20 protein-coding genes are annotated in these 19,370 nt (G+C 70.6%); 7 read left to right on the forward strand and 13 right to left on the reverse strand.

Going from position 1 to position 19,370, the window contains the following annotated elements; genetic code table 11:
* Nucleotides 1-90: 90 nt before the first annotated feature.
* The 9 genes from SACXIDRAFT_RS08550 to SACXIDRAFT_RS08590 form a co-directional block, all read right to left on the reverse strand.
* On the reverse strand, nucleotides 91-891 hold the full coding sequence (locus SACXIDRAFT_RS08550) for a sugar phosphate isomerase/epimerase family protein (RefSeq protein ID WP_006238147.1): 801 nt from the start codon (nucleotides 889-891) through the stop codon (nucleotides 91-93).
* Between the two features lies 1 nt (nucleotide 892).
* On the reverse strand, nucleotides 893-2,590 hold the full coding sequence (locus tag SACXIDRAFT_RS22345) for an Rv0497 family membrane protein (protein WP_006238148.1): 1,698 nt from the start codon (nucleotides 2,588-2,590) through the stop codon (nucleotides 893-895).
* Between the two features lie 52 nt (nucleotides 2,591-2,642).
* Nucleotides 2,643-3,614 (reverse strand): Ppx/GppA family phosphatase, encoded by a 972-nt coding sequence (locus tag SACXIDRAFT_RS08560; protein WP_006238149.1) that lies wholly within the window; start codon nucleotides 3,612-3,614, stop codon nucleotides 2,643-2,645.
* A gap of 93 nt (nucleotides 3,615-3,707) precedes the next feature.
* Nucleotides 3,708-4,397 (reverse strand): response regulator, encoded by a 690-nt coding sequence (locus SACXIDRAFT_RS08565; RefSeq protein ID WP_006238150.1) that lies wholly within the window; start codon nucleotides 4,395-4,397, stop codon nucleotides 3,708-3,710.
* Nucleotides 4,394-5,698 (reverse strand): sensor histidine kinase, encoded by a 1,305-nt coding sequence (locus SACXIDRAFT_RS08570; protein ID WP_040922097.1) that lies wholly within the window; start codon nucleotides 5,696-5,698, stop codon nucleotides 4,394-4,396. Before SACXIDRAFT_RS08570 ends, SACXIDRAFT_RS08565 begins: the two co-directional genes overlap by 4 nt.
* 181 nt (nucleotides 5,699-5,879) lie before the next feature.
* The gene (locus tag SACXIDRAFT_RS08575; RefSeq protein WP_006238152.1) at nucleotides 5,880-6,638 is read right to left on the reverse strand and encodes a phosphoglyceromutase; all 759 of its coding nucleotides are present in this window, start codon (nucleotides 6,636-6,638) and stop codon (nucleotides 5,880-5,882) included.
* Nucleotides 6,639-7,137: 499 nt separating this feature from the next.
* Nucleotides 7,138-7,671 carry a type III secretion system chaperone family protein gene (locus SACXIDRAFT_RS08580; protein ID WP_006238153.1) on the reverse strand — a complete coding sequence of 178 codons (534 nt, stop codon included), beginning with the start codon at nucleotides 7,669-7,671 and terminating at the stop codon, nucleotides 7,138-7,140.
* 2 nt (nucleotides 7,672-7,673) lie between these two features.
* Nucleotides 7,674-8,969 carry a D-inositol-3-phosphate glycosyltransferase gene (gene mshA / locus SACXIDRAFT_RS08585; RefSeq protein ID WP_006238154.1) on the reverse strand — a complete coding sequence of 432 codons (1,296 nt, stop codon included), beginning with the start codon at nucleotides 8,967-8,969 and terminating at the stop codon, nucleotides 7,674-7,676.
* 33 nt (nucleotides 8,970-9,002) lie between these two features.
* On the reverse strand, nucleotides 9,003-9,830 hold the full coding sequence (locus tag SACXIDRAFT_RS08590) for an alpha/beta fold hydrolase (protein WP_006238155.1): 828 nt from the start codon (nucleotides 9,828-9,830) through the stop codon (nucleotides 9,003-9,005).
* 90 nt (nucleotides 9,831-9,920) lie between these two features.
* Here SACXIDRAFT_RS08590 and SACXIDRAFT_RS08595 point away from each other — a divergent pair, with 90 nt between their 5' ends.
* Nucleotides 9,921-10,652: an SDR family NAD(P)-dependent oxidoreductase gene (locus SACXIDRAFT_RS08595; RefSeq protein ID WP_006238156.1), complete on the forward strand. Its 732-nt coding sequence runs from the start codon at nucleotides 9,921-9,923 to the stop codon at nucleotides 10,650-10,652.
* Nucleotides 10,653-10,665: 13 nt separating this feature from the next.
* Here the strand turns inward: SACXIDRAFT_RS08595 and SACXIDRAFT_RS08600 are convergent, their stop codons facing one another.
* Nucleotides 10,666-11,721: a UDP-N-acetylmuramate dehydrogenase gene (locus SACXIDRAFT_RS08600; protein WP_006238157.1), complete on the reverse strand. Its 1,056-nt coding sequence runs from the start codon at nucleotides 11,719-11,721 to the stop codon at nucleotides 10,666-10,668.
* Between the two features lie 25 nt (nucleotides 11,722-11,746).
* Between SACXIDRAFT_RS08600 and SACXIDRAFT_RS08605 the strand changes: the two genes are divergently transcribed.
* The 6 genes from SACXIDRAFT_RS08605 to purU all read left to right on the forward strand — a co-directional run bounded on the left by SACXIDRAFT_RS08605 (nucleotide 11,747) and on the right by purU (nucleotide 16,318).
* Nucleotides 11,747-12,241 carry a DUF2505 domain-containing protein gene (locus SACXIDRAFT_RS08605; RefSeq protein WP_006238158.1) on the forward strand — a complete coding sequence of 165 codons (495 nt, stop codon included), beginning with the start codon at nucleotides 11,747-11,749 and terminating at the stop codon, nucleotides 12,239-12,241.
* A complete protein-coding gene (locus SACXIDRAFT_RS08610) occupies nucleotides 12,226-13,020 on the forward strand; it encodes a class I SAM-dependent methyltransferase (RefSeq protein WP_006238159.1) in 795 nt (264 codons plus the stop codon). The genes SACXIDRAFT_RS08605 and SACXIDRAFT_RS08610 overlap by 16 nt, the downstream gene beginning before the upstream one ends.
* A gap of 149 nt (nucleotides 13,021-13,169) precedes the next feature.
* Nucleotides 13,170-14,003, forward strand: a complete 834-nt coding sequence (locus SACXIDRAFT_RS08615; protein ID WP_006238160.1) for a GNAT family N-acetyltransferase — start codon at nucleotides 13,170-13,172, stop codon at nucleotides 14,001-14,003.
* Nucleotides 14,000-14,779, forward strand: a complete 780-nt coding sequence (locus SACXIDRAFT_RS08620) for a lysophospholipid acyltransferase family protein (protein WP_006238161.1) — start codon at nucleotides 14,000-14,002, stop codon at nucleotides 14,777-14,779. The genes SACXIDRAFT_RS08615 and SACXIDRAFT_RS08620 overlap by 4 nt, the downstream gene beginning before the upstream one ends.
* Complete coding sequence (locus SACXIDRAFT_RS23545) at nucleotides 14,772-15,602, forward strand: DedA family protein (RefSeq protein WP_006238162.1); 831 nt, start codon at nucleotides 14,772-14,774, stop codon at nucleotides 15,600-15,602. Before SACXIDRAFT_RS08620 ends, SACXIDRAFT_RS23545 begins: the two co-directional genes overlap by 8 nt.
* Nucleotides 15,494-16,318, forward strand: a complete 825-nt coding sequence (gene purU, locus SACXIDRAFT_RS08630; RefSeq protein WP_232285376.1) for a formyltetrahydrofolate deformylase — start codon at nucleotides 15,494-15,496, stop codon at nucleotides 16,316-16,318. Before SACXIDRAFT_RS23545 ends, purU begins: the two co-directional genes overlap by 109 nt.
* Here purU and SACXIDRAFT_RS08635 read toward each other — a convergent pair.
* From SACXIDRAFT_RS08635 to SACXIDRAFT_RS08645, 3 genes are read right to left on the reverse strand one after another with little or no spacing between them, the layout of a single operon-like run.
* Nucleotides 16,271-17,173, reverse strand: coding sequence for an ABC transporter ATP-binding protein (locus SACXIDRAFT_RS08635; RefSeq protein WP_006238164.1), 903 nt, complete (start codon nucleotides 17,171-17,173; stop codon nucleotides 16,271-16,273). The two genes, purU and SACXIDRAFT_RS08635, sit on opposite strands and share 48 nt — an antisense overlap.
* On the reverse strand, nucleotides 17,170-18,267 hold the full coding sequence (locus tag SACXIDRAFT_RS08640) for a FecCD family ABC transporter permease (protein WP_006238165.1): 1,098 nt from the start codon (nucleotides 18,265-18,267) through the stop codon (nucleotides 17,170-17,172). Before SACXIDRAFT_RS08640 ends, SACXIDRAFT_RS08635 begins: the two co-directional genes overlap by 4 nt.
* The gene (locus tag SACXIDRAFT_RS08645; RefSeq protein ID WP_006238166.1) at nucleotides 18,264-19,343 is read right to left on the reverse strand and encodes a FecCD family ABC transporter permease; all 1,080 of its coding nucleotides are present in this window, start codon (nucleotides 19,341-19,343) and stop codon (nucleotides 18,264-18,266) included. Before SACXIDRAFT_RS08645 ends, SACXIDRAFT_RS08640 begins: the two co-directional genes overlap by 4 nt.
* Nucleotides 19,344-19,370 lie beyond the last annotated feature (27 nt).

The following is a 19,370-nucleotide window of genomic DNA, read 5'->3' on the forward strand; positions in this document are numbered from 1 at the left end:
ACGCAAACTTTACGGGTCGGACGCGGGAAAGCTATGGCTACCCTGAGGATGATCCGGTTTTTCTTCCGGTTTCCCCGTGCACTCTTCCGATCACTGACCGAGATGAAGGCGGGTGAACAAGAGCCCTTCGGCGAGGTCGGCGACACGGTTGGCCGGGTACCTCGCACCCCGCGTGTTGATCTCCAGCACGACGGTGCCCTCGTAGCCTTTCGCCACGAGTCTTTCCAGCAGTTCCGCGCACGGCTGATCGCCACGGCCGGGGACGAGGTGCTGATCCTTGGGGATTCCCGTGCCGTCGGCGAGGTGCACGTGCGCGAGGCCGTCCCCCATCCGGTCGGCCAGCGCCAGCGCGTCCATGCCGGCAGCCGCGGTGTGGGAGAGGTCGAGCGTGTAATGCGCGTAGCCGACGTCGGTGGGATCGATGGAGGGGCGGAACGCCGATACCCGCGCGTTGCGCCGCCCTCCAGGAGGACGCACCTTGAACATGTTCTCCACCGCGATCACCACCCCGCTCTCCTGCTCCAACGCGGCGACGAGGTCGGAGAAGGCGTCCCCGTACCTGCGTTGCCAGCGGAACGGCGGGTGCACGACGACGGTCGTCGCCTCCAGTTCGAGCGCGGCCTCGACCGAGCGGCGGAGCCGCACGACCGGGTCTGGCGACCACACGCGCTGGGTGATCAGCAGCGACGGTGAGTGCACCGACAGCACGGGCACCCCCGTCGCGACGCTGTGTTTGCGCAGTGCCTCGACGTTCTGGCTGTCCGGATCGACCCACACCATGACCTCGACACCGTCGAAGCCGAGGTCGGCTGCCAGCTCGAAGGCCCTGTGCGCGCGGAGCGGCCACACCGACGCCGTGGACAGCGCGACCGGAATCGCCGGGGTGGCCACGCTAGCGGGACACCAGTAGCAACGCCGCGGGCGACACGGTCACCACAAGGCCGACGAGCAGTGCCAGCACGGTGGTCTGCGTGTCCTCCGCCTTCCGGACCTTGCGCACAATCCAGACCAGGCCGACGGTGACCAGCAGCGCGGCGATCAACGCGGCAGCCGGGAGTTGGCCCCACAGCCAGTTGAAGCCGAGCCACACCCCCGCTCCGCCCGCGACTCCGAGCGCGAGCTGCCCCGCGAGCAGAAGCCACTGCTTCGCGGGCGATTCCTCCTCGGCGGCGTCGCCTGCCTCGATGCCTGATGCGCCGGTGTCGCCGTTTCTCCGGTCGTTCTGCCCGTTCCCTTCGGAGCCGTCGTACTCGACGTCGTGGTCCTGGTCGTAGTCGTCGTAGTCGCCGTCGTAGTCGTCGTAGGCGGCGTCCGGGTGGTCGGCGTACGGCTCGTCGCCGTAGGCGCCGTAGGTGCCGTCGGCGAGTGGGTCGTCGGCGAGAGCTCCCACCCTGGTGGCCGCGTCCAGGTCCTCGGAGTCGTCGGAATCGTCGTCGAAGTCCGGGACGTAGTACCCGGTGTCCGGGCCTTCTCCGCTGCCGTCGTCGTCCAGTGTCGCTGGGGCGTGGACCTGCGTCTCCTCGACGGAAGGATCGGGGCCCCCCTGACGCTCGGCGCGGCCCGGGACCGGTCCTGCCGGTCCCGGATGCCCCGGCCAGCTCGCCAATCCGGCCGGTGGGGCGTCGGCACGCACGGGCTCGGACAGTGCCGTTTGCTCCGCATCGCTGACCCCGACCGCGGGAAGCTGCTCGGTGTGCGGCTCGGGGTCCGGCGCCGGGGCGCCCCTCGGTGGCCTTCGCCGTCGCGGCGGCAGGGCGAACCGGCTGGAGCGTTGTGGGGGACCGCTCGCAGGTGGTGCAGGCGGTGCGGCGGCCTGCTCCTGTTCTTCGACGTCGCCGAGCCCGTCGAGCCGGGCCGCGAGCGTTCCCTCCTGCGCCGCAGGCGGTGGCGGGGGCGCGGGGACCCTGCGGGTGGCCGCCATCCGGCTCGCCGCGTCGGGCTGCGGTGTCTGCTGCGAAGGGTTCGCCGACGTCTGCGGACTCGGCGGGACCGGTAGGCCCCCCGTCGTTCCGCCGCCCTGGGGCGCACCACCCGGCGGCACCGGGTTCGCCCCGCTGTTCTGCTGCTTCGGTGGCAGCCGGAAACCGTTCGTCGTCGGCTTGCCGTATCCGGTGCTGTGGGCCGTGCTCGGGGGCAGGCTCGACTGCGTGGGGGGCGCGGAACTCGCCGGTGCAGGCGCCGACCGCGCCTGGCCGCGCGGTGGGAGCGGCTGGCGAGTGGACCCCTCACCGGCGCCCGGCGCGGGATACGCACCGGACCCCTGCGGCGTCCGTGGTGGCGCAGGCACCTTCTGCGGGCCTGTGCGAGGCGCAGCCGAACGGCCACGTGCCTGCTCGTCCCCCTCGGGAGAGCGTCCCTTCGGCCTGCTGCTCTGTGCCGCCGCGCCGGGTGGCGGCCCCTCGGAACGGACTCTCTCGATGATCGCCTGAGGCGCCGTGTCGGTGAGCCCGGGCTGCCGCGCGCCGGGCGCGTCGTCCTCGGCAGCACGGCGCCGTCGGCGACGCGGTGTGTCGCCGACCTTTCCGCCGTGTTCGGCGAGGAGTTCGGCCACGGTCTTCTGCGGCCGCCCGCCGTCGCTGTCTCGCGTCATCCTTTCCACCGTGCCCGTCGCCCGTTCGTTACGTCCAGTCTGAACCCAGGCATCATGCGTGCCGCCTCCGGCCGGTCAGCAAAGCGGTCTGTTCTGTGCCGTCGGAGCGGTCCAACCGTTGCAGGATGACACCCTCCCTGAGCGCCCAGGGACAGATTTCCAGGGATTCCAGTGACAGCGCCCGCATCGTGGCCTCCGCCACAAGCGCGCCCGCGACGAGTTGGTGTGCCCTGCTGGGACTCACACCCTCAAGCTGCGCCAAGTCGTCCGACGACATGCGTGAGATGAACGCGATCAGCTGCCGGAGACCTGCGCGCGTCAGCACCCTGCTCACCCGAGGGCCTGCCGACGACGGCGCGGCACCCGTCAGCCTCGCCAGCGTCCGGAACGTCTTCGACGTGGCCACGACACGGTCGGGCACGCCCGTGCTCGCGACGCGGTCGGCGAGATCGGCGAGCTGGTCCTCCAGCCAGGCCGAAGTGGCGACGACCTCCGAGCGGGTGGGCGGGTCGTTGGCGAAGCGCGTGCGCGTGATGCGGCCCGCACCGAGCGGCAGCGACTCCGCGAATTCCGGCTCCTCGTCGATACCCATCGCGACCTCGAGGGAACCGCCACCGATGTCGAGCACCAGCAACCGCCCCGCCGACCAGCCGAACCACCGTCGCACGGCAAGGAAGGTGAGGGTGGCCTCCTGCTCGCCCGTCAGCACCTGGAGTTCGATGCCCGTCTCGTCGGCGACCCTCCGCAACACCTCGGCGGCGTTGACCGCGTCCCTGATCGCCGACGTCGCGAACGACATGACCTCCTCGCACCCCAGCCGCTCGGCCGCGTCACGGGCCTCGGCTACCGCGATCACCAGCTCGTCGGCCGCCTTCTTGTCCAGCTCGCCGCCCTCGTCGATCTGCTCGACGAGACGCAGCACCGACTTCTCGGAGTGCATCGGCGTGGGGTGGGCACCACGATGCGCGTCCACCACGAGAAGGTGAACGGTGTTGGAACCGACGTCGAGTACCCCTAGGCGCACAAAGTCCTACGGTACCGTTCGCCGGCGTGCTTCCACTGTGACATCGGACGGGGAACCGTTCGGCGGTCGCCACTCTGCGCCGAACGTCCCGTTTCAGGCCTCGAATTTATAGCCCAGCCCACGGACGGTGACCAGATGCCGAGGCGAACCGGGGTCTGGTTCGATCTTGGAGCGAAGACGCTTGACATGAACGTCGAGCGTCTTGGTGTCACCGACGTAGTCCGCGCCCCACACCCGGTCGATGAGCTGGCCGCGCGTGAGCACGCGGCCGACGTTGCGCAGCAGGTACTCGAGGAGATCGAACTCCTTCAGCGGCAGCGGGACCTCCGTGCCGTCCACCGTGACCACGTGCCGCTCGACGTCCATGCGCACGGGGCCGCCTGTCAGCACGGGCTGGGCCTGCTGGCCTTCGACCGCCGGCTTCTCGCCTCGCCTGAGTACCGCCCTGACGCGCGCGATCAGTTCACGGGCCGAGTAGGGCTTCGTGACGTAGTCGTCGGCCCCCAGTTCGAGACCGACGACCTTGTCGATCTCGCTGTCCCTTGCCGTCACCATGATCACCGGAACGCTGGAGCGCTGGCGCAACTGCTTGCACACGTCCGTGCCGCTCATGCCAGGCAGCATGAGATCGAGCAGGACGATGTCGGCGCCGTTGCGGTCGAACTCTTCGAGGGCCTGCCTGCCGTCGGTGGCGACGGCGGCCGTGAACCCCTCCTTCCGCAACAGGAAGGCCAACGGGTCGGCGAACGACTCCTCGTCCTCCACGATCAGAACCCTGGTCACGACGTTTCTCCTCCTCGGGGGCTTTCCTGCGCTGACGCAGGCACGGTGTGCGCGCTCCGCGCGCCCTGCTCCGGCAGCGCGGCGGCGTCAGGCTTGGCGGCGGGCAGTGCGGCGGGCTTGGCGTCAGGCTTGGCGGCGGGCTTGGCGGCGGACAGTGCGGCCGGAACCGCATCGCCACGCTCTTCGGCTGCGTTCGGGTGCGCCGGTATGCGCAGCGTGAACGTGGAACCGATCCCCGGCCTGCTCCACAACCGGACCTCGCCGCCGTGGTTCGCTGCGACGTGTTTGACGATGGCCAGTCCGAGCCCCGTGCCTCCGGTCGCCCTGGACCGCGCCTTGTCCGCCCGGTAGAACCGTTCGAACACCCGCTGCTGGTCCACCTCGGCGATGCCGATGCCCCGGTCGGTGACGGCGATCTCCACGTGCCCGTCCACCAGTTTGCGGCTGATCGACACGGGGCTTCCCGCCTGCGAGTAGGCGACGGCGTTGTCGAGCAGGTTCGACAACGCGGTGACGAGCAGCGTGCGGTCGCCCTCGACACGCAGTTCGCTCGCGTTGTCGGTGGTGATCTCGATGTCGGCCGACTCGGCGGCGAGCCTCGTGCGGCCCAACGCCTCGGCCACCACCGCGTCCACATCGACCACGGTGAGTTCCGGCAGCTTCTCCGCGCCCTGCAACCGCGACAGCGCGATCAGCTCGGTGACGAGCTTGCCGAGCCGGGTGGACTCTCGCAGGATCTTCTCGCCGAAGCGCCGGACCTCGGCTGTGTCGTCGGCCGCGTCGAGGACCGCCTCGGCGAGCAGCGCGATGGCGCCGACCGGTGTCTTCAGCTCGTGGCTGACGTTGGCCACGAAGTCCCTTCGCGTGGCTTCGAGGCGCACAACCTCGGAGTGGTCAACGGCTTCGACGACGGCGTATCCGTCCCCGAGTGGCCGCACCTCGCCGAGCACAGCCTCCGGCCCCCTGCCCCGCACCGCGAGCGGGGAGAGGTCGATCTCTGTGGGTTCGCCGGTCTCGGCGACCTGCTCGGCGGCCTTGCGGGCCCTGGCGTCGGCCTGGTTCAGCCGCACGAGCCCCAGTGCCTCCGCCCTGCGGTTGTGCAACACGAGATCGCCGAAACGGTTGAGGATCAGCACACCGTTGTTGGAGGAGCGCACGAACCTGTCGAGCAGCTCGGCGGCCGTCGGGCCCTGCGCCGCAGTGCGTCTGCGAGCGATCCCGGACCTGCCGACGGCGATACCGATGAGGAGGCCGATCACCGCGGTGGCGATGGCCAGCGCGAACGTAGCGGGCGCCGTCACGGGTGGCATCGTAGGCACGGAGGTGGCCCCGAAGACCAGTACTCGAAGCCTTGTCGTGACAGCCGTGACATCTTCCGGGCACTTGTTCGCCACCGTGTCACCGGCCGTTCACCACCTGGCCCCCGCAGGCTGGGGAAGGGCTCACCTTCCCCAGCCTGTCGCACCGGCAGCGCGGCAGGCGTCAACGGCCCTGGCTCGCCACTGCCGCCGCGGCCTTGGCCGCCTGTTCGGGATCGAGGTAGGTGCCGCCGGGGTTGACCGGCCGCAGTTCGCCCCCGGAGTCACGCAGGTCGTAGCGAAGCGGGATGCCCGTCGGGATGTTGAGACCGGCGATGTCCGCGTCGGAGATGTCGTCGAGGTGCTTGACGAGGGCTCGGAGCGAGTTGCCGTGCGCGGCGACCAGCACCGTCTTTCCCGCCCTGAGGTCGGGCACGATCGCCGACTCCCAGTACGGCAGCAGCCGCGCGACGACGTCCTTGAGGCATTCGGTCCTCGGCATCGCGTCACCGAGTCCGGTATAGCGCGCGTCGCCGTCCTGGCTGTACTCGCTGTCCGCGTCGATGGGCGGCGGCGGCGTGTCGTACGAGCGGCGCCAGAGCATGAACTGCTCCTCGCCGAACTCCTCGAGCGTCTGCTTCTTGTTCTTGCCCTGAAGCGCGCCGTAGTGCCGTTCGTTGAGCCGCCAGTCCCGCCGCACGTCGATCCAGTGCCTTTCTGCGACGTCGAGTGCGATGTTCGCCGTGGAGATCGCGCGCCGCAGCAGCGAGGTGTGGACGACGTCGGGCAGAAGGTCCGCTTCGGCGAGGAGTTCGCCACCGCGCCGGGCTTCGGCCTCGCCCTGCTCGGACAGCGGGACATCGACCCAGCCCGTGAACAGGTTCTCCGCGTTCCACGTGCTCTGCCCGTGGCGAAGCAGCACAAGGGTTCCAAGTTCGGACATGCCACAAGCCTGCCATGCCGCTGTTCTCCGGAACGGGGCAGCGGGAATCGACCTGCGTTTTCTACTGTGAGTTGCATGGCGGCGGGCGGAACTTCACCCATGCCCCAAGCGTGCTGCCAACAACATGACGTTCCCGCCCAGAGAAATGCGGGGCGTTAACCGAGGGGGCGAATTTCACCCTATCGGGGTAGTGCGTAGTCTTGTGATTACAGACCTTGGTCTGACAAGTTGGCTACAACCCGCCCGGTCGGTCACCACGCACTCCCCGGCCGGACGCGGGCGTAGGCGCAGCTCGTCTCCCCCCTGCCGAGCTGCGGCCCGCCGGCCCCGTTGGCATCCCCCTCGCCACCGGGTCCACGCGGCGGGAACGTCAGCGGGGCGGCTCGAGTTCGCGACTCCCCCCTCCCTCGAGCCGCCCCGCGACACTCCCTCACCACCGCGTCTTACGCCGTCCAACGAGCACGACGATCCGCCGGTTCCCGGTGTGATCAGCGCCGCCTCAGTCGGACGTGAGCGATCCGGGGGTGTGCGGGCTCTCCGGCCGCACCAGGTGCTCGAAGGGCTTGAGGTTCGCCAGCGACTCGCCCCGGGAGACCCGCCAGTCCCACTCCTTGCGGATGGACGTCGCGAAGCCCAGCTCGAGCAGCGTGTTGAAATCACCGTCGGCGGCTTCGAGGACCTGACCGAGCACCTTGTCGAGTTCCGGCTCCGTGACGGCGTCAAGGCCGAACCGGCCCACGAGGTAGATGTCCCCTGCCGAGTCGATGGTGTAGTGGACGCCGTAGAGCTTCGCGTTGCGGCGCAGCAGGAACCGGTAGACGTCCTCATGTGCCTCGTCGGGCCGCCTGCACACGAACGCCTCCACCGCGAGCGAGTGCTCCCTGGCGATCAACCAGCAGTTCGTCTGTAGCTTCCTCGTGCCGGGCAGGGTGACGAAGTACACGCCTTCCCTCCGCCGGTCGTAGTCGAGACCTGCCGCGTCCAACGTCGCCCTGACCAGGGCATCGACCCGCTTGCCTTGTTCGGAAAGCATGCTCACACCGCCACCTCCAACGACGTCGCACTGAAGGCCCTCGTCGCCTCCGCGTAGGTGTCGAGCAGCGCCTCTGTCGTGCGCTCCCACGAGAACCGTGCCGCATGGCGGCGAGCGCCGCGCGCCAGGGCTTCCCGCACTCCGGGGCGCAGCACGACTCCGGCGAGTGCGTCGGCCCAGTCGTCCGGCGAGTGAGTGGGCACCAGCACCCCTGACTCGCCGTCGGCGACGGCGACGGGAAGGCCTCCGACCCTGGCCGCCACCACGGGGGTACCGGTGGCCTGCGCTTCGAGCGCCACCAGCCCGAACGACTCGTTGTGGCTGGGCACCGCCACGACATCGGCGGCACGGTAGACGTTGACGAGGTCCTCGCCGCCCTGCGGCGGCAGGAACCTGACGAGATCACCGATGCCGAGTTCGCCCGCGAGCTGCCGCAGCGACGTCGGCTGATCGAGACCGGTGCCGGAAGGACCGCCGGCCACGAGCACCACGAGCCGCCGTCGCAGCTCCGCGTCACGGCGCGCGAGCGCGGCGGCTGCGCGAAGGAGCACGTCGGGGGCCTTCAACGGCTGGATGCGGCCCGCGAACGCGAACACCACCGCGTCGCCAGGCAATCCGAGCGCGGCCCTGGCCTCGGCCTTGCTGCCGGGGCGGAACCGGTCGAGGTCAACCCCTGGCGAGACCGTGCGAACGGCGCCGGGATCGGCGTCGTAGAGGCGCACGAGCTGATCCGCCTCCACGTCGGTGTTCACGACCAGCCGGTCGGCCTCGGCGACCACCTGTTCCTCGCCGATGACCCGCGTTCGCGGCTCCGGGGTGTCGCCGTCGGCGAGCGCGGCGTTCTTCACCTTCGCGAGCGTGTGCGCCGTGTGCACCAGCGGCACGCCCCATCGTTCGCGGGCCAGCCAGCCGACCTGGCCGGACAGCCAGTAGTGCGAGTGAATCAGGTCATAGTGGCCCGGCTCCTGAAACGCCTCCGTACGCAATACACCCGATGTGAAGGCGCAGAGCTGGGACGGCAACTCGCCACGGGTCAACGGCTCGAAAGGCCCTGCCTGGATGTGCCGGACGAGGACTCCCGGCGCGAGTTCCGCCACCGGTGGTTGATCGGACGACGTCGCCCGCGTGAACACCTCGACGTTCGTTCCACGACGCGCCATCTCCACCGCCGTGTGGAAGATATAGACGTTCATGCCGCCCGCATCGTTCGTGCCGGGTTGTTCCAGCGGCGAGGTGTGTACGGACAGCACCGCGATCCGGCGCGGCCACGGGGCCGCCCGGTGCCGGGAGATCGTCACCGAATCACCTTTCTGCTCGGCCGGGACGCGCGTTCAGCGCTCTTCGAGGGCCTGTTCGGCGAAGGCTCGCAGCGTGGTGTCGAACTCGTCGGCGGCCTCGACGAACGGGAGATGGCCCACCCCTCGCAACCAACGCGCGGAAGCCCCCGCGATCTTCCCTGCCGTGTACTCGCCCGCCGTGACGTCCACGACGGCGTCGTCGGTGCCGTGGATCACGAGCGCGGGCACATCGACGGCGGCGAGCACGTCGGCGTTGCCGGCATCGCGGCGGAACAGCGCCGTGCGCACCGCCGGTGGCACGGCGAGGCTCGCGCCGAGCAGTGCCTGCGACAGCGCGCCGGGGATCGGCCGGTGCGCCATCCCCTTGGCAAGCGAGGCGAGTGCGGGGAGCGCGACGTCGAGATCGTCCGACAGCGCGGCCGGCAGCGCGCCCACCATCGCGGGGCCGATCTTCCCGCCGGGGCGGCCCCTGCCGATCTCCGTGATGGCGCCCGCGAAGACGACGCCTGCCAGCCCTCGCGTGCCGTGGACGCGCAGGTAGTCGGCGATGACGAGACCGCCGTAGGACCAGCCGATCACGACCGCGTCGCCGCCCGCGAGGTCGAGCACGGCCGCGAGGTCGGCGGCCCAGGTCTCCGGATCGTCGTAGCCCGTCTCCGGCGCCTCGGATTCACCGTGTCCCCGCAGATCGGGCGCGATCAGCCGGAATCGCTCGCGGAGTGCGGGGTCGGCGAACTGCGTGTCCCAGACCCGCGCCGACTGCGCCCAGCCGTGGACGAACACGAGCGCGGGACGATCCCGCTCACCGCCGATCCGAACCCCGATCCGGACACCCGACGCGCCGACGACCTCCGACCCCATCCGCCCCGTCAAATCCCTTCGCGAGAAACCGTTTCCCACACCGCGAACCGCCGATGAGCACGCCAACACTACCTGGCAGCATCAGGCGTCATGAACACCCGAACGGCAGTCATCACAGGAGCCAGCGCCGGCATCGGCGAGGCCACCGCACGCGCACTCGCCTCGGCGGGATTCCACGTCGTCCTCGGCGCGAGGCGGCTTGAGCGGCTGCGCCCGCTCGCCGAGGAGCTTTCGGGCACCGCCCACCTGCTCGACGTCACCGACGCCGAGCAGGTGGCCTCCTTCGCCGAGCAGGTCCCGGAGTGCCACGTGCTGGTCAACAACGCCGGTGGCGCCAAGGGGCTCGACCGGATCGCCGATGCCGACGAGGAGCACTGGCGGTGGATGTGGCAGACGAACGTGCTCGGCACGCTGCGGGTCACCAAGGCGTTGCTGCCGAAGCTGCTCGCGTCGGGTGACGGGCACATCATCACCATCACCTCCATCGCTGGCCACGAGGTCTACGACGGCGGCGCGGGCTACACCTCCGCGAAACACGCCCAGTCGGCACTGCACAGGACGCTGCGATCGGAACACCTCGGCGATCCGCTGCGGCTCACCGAGATCATCCCGGGGATGGTGGAGACCGACTTCTCCGTGAACCGGTTCGGCGGCGACACCGAGCGCGCGGCCAAGGTCTACGAGGGGCTCACGCCGCTGACCGCGGAGGACGTGGCCGACGTTGTCGCGTTCGCCGCGACCCGCCCCCCGCACGTCAATCTCGACCAGATCGTCCTCAAGCCGACGGCGCAGTACAGCGGCAGCCGCGTACACCGGCAGTAGTCGCCTTGCGGTTTCAGAGCGCGCAGTTCACCAGCAGCGGTTCGGGCCGCAGTTCGACTCCGAACCGCTCGAACACGCCGTCGCGGACCTGCCTCGCCAACGCGAGCAGGTCGGCTGTGGTCGCCCCGCCCCTGTTGGTGAGCGCCAGCGTGTGCTTCGTGGACAGCGAGACCCGGCCTCCCGGGCCGGGGTGCCCCTTGGCGAACCCGGCCCGCTCGATGAGCCACGCGGCGGACAGCTTCACCCCGCCGTCGGCCGGATACGTCGGCACGGCCGCGTCGGCGCCGACCACGTCGGTGATCCGGGCGAGCACGTTCGGCACGTCGGGCTCGGCGACGATCGGGTTGGTGAAGAACGAACCCGCGCTCCAGGTGTCGTGGTCCCCGGCGTCGAGCACCATGCCCTTGCCCCTGCGCAGCGCGAGCACGGCCTCGCGGGCCTCGCTCGCCGGTACCCGCGCGCCGACGTGGGCGCCGAGCCTGCGCGCCAGTTCTGCGTAGCGGACGGGCGCGGAGAGGCCGTCGCCCGCGAGGCGGAACCGGACCGACAGCACGACGCCCGAGTCGGTGCCCTTGAGCACGCTCGTGCGGTAGGCGAAGCCGAGTTCGGCCGCCGTGACGGTCCTCACCTCGCGGGCCGCCCTGTCGTACAGCTCGATCGATTCGAGCACCTGGCTGATCTCGCACCCGTACGCGCCGACGTTCTGGATGGGCGTCGCGCCCGCACGGCCGGGGATGCCGGAGAGGCACTCCAGCCCGCCGAGCCCCGCCTCGACGGTGGCGCCGACGTAGGCGTCCCAGTCCTGCCCCGCCGCCACCGTCGTGAAGTCGTCACTCCAGCCGCCGGTGGCGATGCGCACGACGGTGCCGTCGAAGCCCTCGTCGCCGACGACGAGGTTCGAGCCGCCGCCCACCAGCAGCACGGGCTCCCCCGCCTCGTCGAGCTTCCGCACGATGGCCACGAGTTCGTCGGTGGTCTCGGCCACGGCGAACCGGCGCGCGGGCCCGCCGAGCCGCAGGGTGGTGTGCTCACGCAGCCACGTCCGGCCGACCGTTTCGACAGTGCTCACGACCTCAGACGGTACTGTCCCCGGCATGGCGACCCGTATCGACCACCGGGCGACGTTCACGAGCGGCGCCGAGGATGCCTACGCCGCGCAGACCGAGGAGCAGGCGCTGCTGGCACGGCTTGAGCTGGTCGGGGGCGAACACGCCGAGCTGCGTGACCACCAGGTGACCGAACACGGCGCCAGGTACACGCTGTTGCAGGCCGTCCCCTCCGACAAGCTGCCCTCTCTCGTGCGCACCCTCCGTTCGGGCGATCTCACCGTGCGGCGCACGCACGTGTGGAACCGGGAGGGCGATCGGTTCACGGGCACGGTCACGGTGGAGGTCGCCGACATCCCCGGCCGGATCACCGCGGACGTCGAACTGGTGCCGAGTGGCGCGGGGTCCGTCCAGACCACGCGCGGCGAGGTGTCCGTCAGGGTGCCCTTCGTCGGCGGCAAGATCGAGAGTTTCGTCGTGGACCAGGTGACACGGCTGCTGGAGTCCGAGGCGCGCGCCACGGAGCAATGGCTGGCGCGCTGAAGCCGGTCGGCTCGCCGACACGAGGCACCACCAACCCCAACCGGCTCCGCAGGATCGACCGCTGGATGGTGTCGGAGCCGCTGGTGCGCGGCGCGCTGTCCGCCGGGGAGCAGCCGCTCGTCGTCGATCTCGGCTACGGCGCATCGCCCGTGACCACGGTGGAGCTCGCGCGGCGGCTGGCTGTCGTGCGGCCGGGCGTGCGGGTGCTGGGACTGGAACTCGACCCTGACCGGGTGGCGGCGGGGAAAGCTGTGGCGGAGCCTCCCCTGCTCGATTTCCGCAGGGGAGGGTTCGAGCTCGCCGGTACGCGGCCCGCCGTGGTGCGCGCCTTCAACGTGCTCCGGCAGTACGCCGAGGAGGACGTCGTGCCGTCGTGGGAGGCGATGCTGTCGGGCATCGCGCCGGGTGGTGTGCTCGTCGAGGGCACCTGCGACGAGATCGGCAGGCTCTGCGCGTGGGTCACGCTCACCCACGACGGCCCCCGAACCCTCACACTGGCCTGCCGGACGGCGAGCCTGGAGCGTCCGTCCACTTTGGCGCAACGCCTGCCGAAGGCCCTCATCCACCGCAACGTCGAGGGCGAACCCGTGCACGTGCTGATGTCCGCTCTGGACTCCTGCTGGGCCGCTGCGGCTCCCTACGGCGCTTTCGGGCAGCGCGCCAGGTGGACGGAGACGGTGCGGCTGCTCGCCGAGCGGGGGTGGCCGGTGCTCGGCAGGCGCGACCGCTGGCGGCTCGGTGAGCTGACGCTGCCGTGGCACGCCGTGTCGGGGCACTGACTCCACCAGACGACGTAGGGGGCACCGGTAAGGGTCGTCGCGAAGTCGGTGCGGGCAGCCCTGAGTTCTCCCGGAAATGTCTCTCGCGGCCTTCCCCGTGATGTCCGGCACGCGCCAGTCTCGGCGAGGTCCGACGACAAGGAGACCTCATGAGCGCGGGGATGAGCACGATGACAAGCGCGATGACAAGCGCGATGACAAGCGCGGCGACGAGCGCGGCGACGAGCGCGACGACGAGCGCGGCCCCTCCACGCACCTACACGACCTCGATAGCCCACACCCCCGGCCAGATCCGAGCGGCACAGCGGCTGCGCCACCGGGTCTTCGTCGGCGAACTCGGGGCCCGGCCGTCCTCTTCGGACGCCCACGATCCCGGGCTCGAAGCCGACGACCTCGACCGGTACTGCGACCACCTGCTCATCACCGAGACCTCGACCGGTGAGGCCGTCGGGACCTACCGGCTCCTGCCACCTGGGCGGGGCGACACGCTGTACTCGGCTGGGGAGTTCGATCTCACGGCACTGCGTCCCCTGCGCGACGCGACGGTGGAGGCAGGCCGATCCTGCGTTCATCCCGACCACCGCAACGGCACCGTCATCACCCTCATGTGGGCGGCGCTCGCGCGCTACACGCTGCTGTCCGGTCACCGGTACCTCGCGGGGTGCGCCTCGGTTCCGCTGAGCGACGGCGGCACCTCGGCCGCCGACACCTGGCGGCTCGTGCGGCAGCGCTACCTCGCCCCCAAACCGTGGCGGGTGCGACCACACCGGCCGTGGCAGGTCGAGCACGTGTCCGATGAGGGACCGGTGTCCCACAACGGCGTCCCACCGCTGCTGCGCGGCTACCTGCGGCTGGGCGCGTGGGTGTGCGGGCCGCCTGCCCACGACCCGGAGTTCGATGTCGCGGACTTCTTCGTCCTGCTGCCGCTCGACCGGATCGACGACCGTTACCTGCGCCGCTTCCTCGGCGAGGATCGGCGATGAACCCCTACCGCGCGTACTCGCCGTGTACCCCGGCAGGCTGTGTGCGGCACGGTGTTCCGCCGGTTCCGGCTTCGGTGACGGCCCGCAGGGTCGCCGCGCTCGTGCGCGCGCTCGGCGGCGGAGGCCCCCTGCCGGTGCGGGCGGCAGATGTGCTCGCGGCCCTCGGTGTGACCATCGACGTCACAGGGGTCGCGGGGGCGGCACCCGCGCCCGCACTCAGCGAACCCGGCCCCGTCGGCACCCTGATCGTCGCCAACCACCGTTCGTGGCTGGACATCGTGGGCCTGCTCGCGATCGAACCGGTGGCGTTCCTCGCCAAACGCGAGGTCGAGAGCTGGCCGTGGGTGTCCTCGATCGCGAGCAGGCACGGCACGGTTTTCGTTGACCGCTGGGCGCTGCGAACACTGCCGGAAGCCGTCGCCGCCGTGGCAGACCGGCTCCGTTCCGGCCGCTCTGTGGTCGTGTTCCCCGAGGCCACCACCTTCTGTTCGGACAAGGGAGGGCGATTCCGGCCCGCGGCGTTCCAGGCCGCGCTCGACGCCGGCGCGCCCATCCGGCCGGTTTCGCTGTCGTACCGCCAATGCGGGCGCGAGAGCACCGTGCCCGCGTTCGTGGGTGACGACACGCTCGCACGCTCGATGGCGCGCGTGCTGAGAGCGGACGATCTCTCACTTCGCGTGCGCCTCCATCCCGCGCTGGAACCCGTGGGTGATCGCCGGGAGCTCGCCTGTCAGGCCCAACGCGCCGTGACGAGCGGGGAGCGCGTGGATGTTTGAGTGGCTCGACAGCCTCATGACGAACCTGGCCGGGCTGACCGGCTCGCCGTGGTTGTGGGTGGTCGTGTTCGCGGTCGCCGCGCTCGACGCGCTGGCGCCGTTCATGCCGAGCGAGGGCACGGTGATGGCCGTCGCCGTGCTACTCGGCCCCGACCCGGCCGCGCTGGCGCTGCTCGCCGTCGTCGCGGCGGGTGGCGCACTCGCAGGGGACGTGGCCGGTCACGGCATCGGGAGGCTCGCGGGTCCGCGCACACTCCAGCGGGTGCTGGGCAGGGACAAGGGCAGGCGCCGCTACGAATGGGCGAAAGCCGCGATCCACCGGCACGCGACCGCTGTGGTCATCGCCGCCCGGTACGTTCCCGGAGGCCGCGTGGCCGCGGGCCTCGCCACCGGGAGCGTCGGCTTCCCGCTCAGACGGTTCGTCGCGCTCGACGCCGTCGGCGCGGCCGTGTGGGCCTGCTACGCCGTCGTCGTGGGCAGCGTCGCGGGCGCCGCGTTCTCGGCCCCCGCCGTGGCGATGCTGGTCGCGATCGGCACCGGGTTCGTCGCGGTGGGCGTCGCGGAAGTCGTCCGGCGGGTTTTGTCGGCCCGCGACGTCTCCCACGTCACGAATCACCGGCCCACCGGGCTCGGCCCCACCATGACCAGCGATAATGGCAACCCGTGCAGGAACGCCAGTACGTCATCACCTTCGGTTGCCCCGACCGCAAGGGCATCGTCTCCCGGATCTCGTCCTTCCTCGCCGAGATCGGAGGGTGGATCGTCGAGGCCGCCTACCACACCGACCCCGACACGGGCTGGTTCTTCACCCGGCAGGCGGTGAGGGCGGAGTCCGTCCCTTTCGACGTCGATGAGCTGCGTGCCCGGTTCGCGGGCGTGGCCCGGTCGCTCGGCGAGGAGACCGACTGGAGCGTTGCCGACACCGGCGAACGCCGCCGCGTCGTGATCCTGGTGTCCAAGGACGGCCACTGCCTTTACGACCTGCTGGGCAGGGTGGCGTCCGGCGAACTCGACGCCGACGTCAGGGCCGTGATCGGCAACCACGACGTGCTGGCCGACATCACCCGCGCACACGGCATCCCGTTCCATCACGTGCCGTTCGACCGCGACGGCGGGGAGGGCACAGACAACACCGCCGCGTTCGCTGAGATCGCGAAGCTCGTGGACGAGCACGACCCGCACGCCGTGGTGCTGGCCCGGTTCATGCGCATCCTGCCGCCCGAGCTGTGCGAGGCATGGGCAGGCAGGGCGATCAACATCCACCACAGCTTCCTGCCGTCGTTCATCGGCGCGCGCCCCTACCACCAGGCATACGCGAGAGGCGTCAAACTCGTGGGCGCCACCTGCCACTACGTGACGGCGGACCTCGACGCGGGGCCGATCATCGAGCAGGACGTCATCAGGGTGGACCACCGCGACACCGTGTCCGACATGGTGCGCAAGGGCCGCGACATCGAGAAGGTCACTCTCGCGCGCGGTCTCCGGTGGCACCTAGAGAGCCGCGTGCTCGTGCACGGGAACCGCACCGTCGTCTTCTGACCGCGCCTGCCGCCTGCGCCGCCGGGCGCTCGGCACGATCATTGGCGTTCCCGACTCGGGATCGTCCACGACCCGGCACGGCAGCCCGAACACCTCGCCGACGAGGTCGGCCGTGACGATCTCGCACGGGTCACCTTGCGCCGCGATGCGTCCTCCCGGCGCGAGCACGATCAGGTTGGTCGCGTAGCGGCACGCCTGGTTGAGGTCGTGCAGCACCGCCACCAGCGTGTGCCCCGACTCCGCGTTGAGGTCGGCGCAGAGTTCCAGCACCTCGGTCTGGTGGGCGATGTCGAGGAACGTCGTCGGCTCGTCGAGCAGCAGGATCGGCGTCTGTTGCGCCAGCACCATCGCGAGCCACACCCGCTGCCGCTGCCCTCCCGACAGCTCGTCAACGAGCCTGCTCGCCAGCTCGGCGACCCCTGTGCGGCGCATCGCGTCCACCACGACGGCCTCGTCCTGCGACGACCACTGGCGCAGCAGCCGCTGGTGCGGGTATCGGCCCCGCGCCACCAGGTCGCCGACCGTGATGCCGCTGGGTGCGACGGAACTCTGCGGCAGCAGGCCGAGCCGCCGCGCCACCTCGCGCGAGCGGTACTCGGTGATCACCTTCCCGTCGAGATACACCGCGCCGGTGTCCGGTTCGAGCATCCTGGCGAGCGCCTTCAGCAGCGTCGATTTGCCGGACGCGTTCGGCCCGACGATGACGGTGAACGAGCCGTCGGGCACCGAGACACCGAGTTCGCGCGCCACCACGGTGCCGTCGTAGGCCAGCGTGAGGTTCTCGGCGCGCAGCCTGCTCGCCGCCCGCCCCTCCGAACCGCCGGGCTCAGCGGAGATCACGGTCGATCCCGTCACGCATACCTGCCTTTCCCGCGCCACTCGGACGCCAGTAGCCACATCAGGTACAGACCACCGAGCAAGCCCGTCGCGGTGCCGACCGGCAGTTGCTGTGCGGCGAAAAGGCGGTCCATCGCCAGGTCGCTCACGGTCAGCAGCAGACCGCCCATCAGTGCCGAGGTGATCAGCCCGGGAGCCGCTCCTCGCGTCAGCCTTCGCGCGAGTTGCGGCGCTGCCAGCGCCACGAACCAGATCGGCCCCGCCGCGGCCGTGGCGAAGCCCGCCAGCAGGACACTCACCGTGATCAGGACGGCTCTGGTGCGCTGCACGCCGACGCCGAGCGCACCTGCGGCGTGGTCACCGAGTTCGAGCATCGACAGCGCGCGAACCTGGCTTGCCGCGACGGGCAGCAACACGGCCAGCGCGAGTCCTGACGCGGCGACGTGTTCCCAGCCCCTGCTGTTGACGCTACCGATCAGCCACGCCTGCGCGCTCACGGCGTCGTAGATGTTCGCACGGGTGATCAGGTAGGAGTTGACCGACAGCGCCAGCGCGTTGATGCCGACCCCCATCAGCACGAACCGGTAGCCCTGCACGCCGCGCCGATACGACAGCAGGTAGACGAGCAGCGCCGTGGAGATTCCGCCCACCAGCGCGCCGAGAGCCACCTGCGTCATGCCGCCACCGATGGTGATGAGCACCACGAGCGCGCCCGTCGAGGCGCCGTTGGTGAATCCCACGAAGTCCGGGCTGCCGAGCGGGTTGCGCATGAGGCTTTGCAGAACCGCCCCGCTCACAGCCAGCGCGGCACCCACGAACAGCGCCGTGAGCAGGCGGGGAAGGCGAAGCGTGCCCACGATGAAGTCGGCGGCTCCCTCGCCGTTGCCCACCAGCACGGCGAGCACCTCGGGGATGGACAGCTCGAACTCGCCCGTGGTGAGCGTGATCGTGGCCGTGACGAGGACGGCGAGCGCGAGTGCGGCGCCGACGAGGATCGTGCGGGTGGGCAGCCGCAGCGCGACCGCCTCTCGGCGGGTTCGCAGCACCTTGCCGGTGACCGGACGGCCCGCGGTGTCCGCGCTCCGTGTTCCGGTGACGGTCTCGACGTTCACAGGCCTGCCAGCCTCCGTCGCCTGCACAGCATTACGAACACGGGCACCCCGATGGCGGCGGTGACGATGCCGACCTGCACCTCGCCCGGCGGCGCGATCACGCGGCCGACCACGTCTGCGGCCACCAGCAGCAGCGGTGCGAGCACCAGCGAGTACGGCAGCACCCAGCGGTGGTCCGGACCGACGAGAAGGCGCGCCGCGTGCGGGACGGCGAGCCCGACGAAACCGATCGGCCCGATGGCCGCGGTGGCCGCGCCACACAGCAGCGTCACCGCGATCGCCCCGAACGCCCTGATGAGGCCGGGTCTGGCACCGAGCGCGCCCGCGAGATCGTCGCCCATGGACAGTGCGTTCAGCGGGCGCATCAACAGCAGCGCGATCACCGCCCCCACCGCGACGAACGGCAGCAGCGGCAGTAGCACGTCGTAGTAGCGGCCCGCGAGCGAGCCGACCATCCAGAACCGGTACTCGTCGTAGGCTTCGGGGTCCGAGAGGAGCACGGCCGTGTTGAAGGCGTAGAGCACGGCGGTGATCGCGGCGCCTGCCAGCACAAGACGTTCCGGGCTCGCGGCCCCCCGCCCCGTCGCGCCGAGCACGTAGACGGCCAGCGACGCGACGGCGGCGCCTGCGAGGGCGAACCACACGTAGCCGAGCACCGACGTGACACCGAGGAAGGCGATCGCCACCACCATGCCAGCCGACGCGCCGGTGTTGACGCCGAGAAGCCCCGGTTCGGCGAGCGGATTGCGGGTCAGCGCCTGCATCAGCGCACCGGACAGTCCGAGTGCGACACCCGCCGTGATGCCCAGCAGCGTTCTGGGGATGCGATAGTCGTGGATGACGACCGCCGTGTCCGAATTCGCGAAGGCGGCCCTGTTCACCAGCACGTCCCAGGTCTCGATGAAGGGAATGTCCCTCGACCCGAGCCAGATGCTGAGCAGCGCGACGAAGGCGAGCGCGACCGTGAAGGCGACGAGGCCCCCTGCGCGAAGCGCGTGCGCCCATCGCCGGTCCGCAACGGCGTGATCGCCCGGTTCGGTTTCCGAATCGGGATCGACGGACACGGCCAACGGCATAAGGTGAGGCTAACCGAACCGATGACG

It is taken from the genome of Saccharomonospora xinjiangensis XJ-54 (assembly GCF_000258175.1).
GTDB lineage: Bacteria > Actinomycetota > Actinomycetes > Mycobacteriales > Pseudonocardiaceae > Saccharomonospora > Saccharomonospora xinjiangensis.

Coding starts and splice junctions, on each gene's coding strand:
- SACXIDRAFT_RS22345 (WP_006238148.1), bottom strand. CDS start 2,590: ATGACGCGAGACAGCGACGGCGGGCGGCCGCAGAAGACCGTGGCCGAA.
- SACXIDRAFT_RS08575 (WP_006238152.1), bottom strand. CDS start 6,638: ATGTCCGAACTTGGAACCCTTGTGCTGCTTCGCCACGGGCAGAGCACG.
- SACXIDRAFT_RS08580 (WP_006238153.1), bottom strand. CDS start 7,671: ATGCTTTCCGAACAAGGCAAGCGGGTCGATGCCCTGGTCAGGGCGACG.
- SACXIDRAFT_RS08590 (WP_006238155.1), bottom strand. CDS start 9,830: ATGGGGTCGGAGGTCGTCGGCGCGTCGGGTGTCCGGATCGGGGTTCGG.
- SACXIDRAFT_RS08595 (WP_006238156.1), top strand. CDS start 9,921: ATGAACACCCGAACGGCAGTCATCACAGGAGCCAGCGCCGGCATCGGC.
- SACXIDRAFT_RS08605 (WP_006238158.1), top strand. CDS start 11,747: ATGGCGACCCGTATCGACCACCGGGCGACGTTCACGAGCGGCGCCGAG.
- SACXIDRAFT_RS08610 (WP_006238159.1), top strand. CDS start 12,226: ATGGCTGGCGCGCTGAAGCCGGTCGGCTCGCCGACACGAGGCACCACC.
- SACXIDRAFT_RS08615 (WP_006238160.1), top strand. CDS start 13,170: ATGAGCGCGGGGATGAGCACGATGACAAGCGCGATGACAAGCGCGATG.
- SACXIDRAFT_RS08620 (WP_006238161.1), top strand. CDS start 14,000: ATGAACCCCTACCGCGCGTACTCGCCGTGTACCCCGGCAGGCTGTGTG.
- SACXIDRAFT_RS23545 (WP_006238162.1), top strand. CDS start 14,772: ATGTTTGAGTGGCTCGACAGCCTCATGACGAACCTGGCCGGGCTGACC.
- SACXIDRAFT_RS08645 (WP_006238166.1), bottom strand. CDS start 19,343: ATGCCGTTGGCCGTGTCCGTCGATCCCGATTCGGAAACCGAACCGGGC.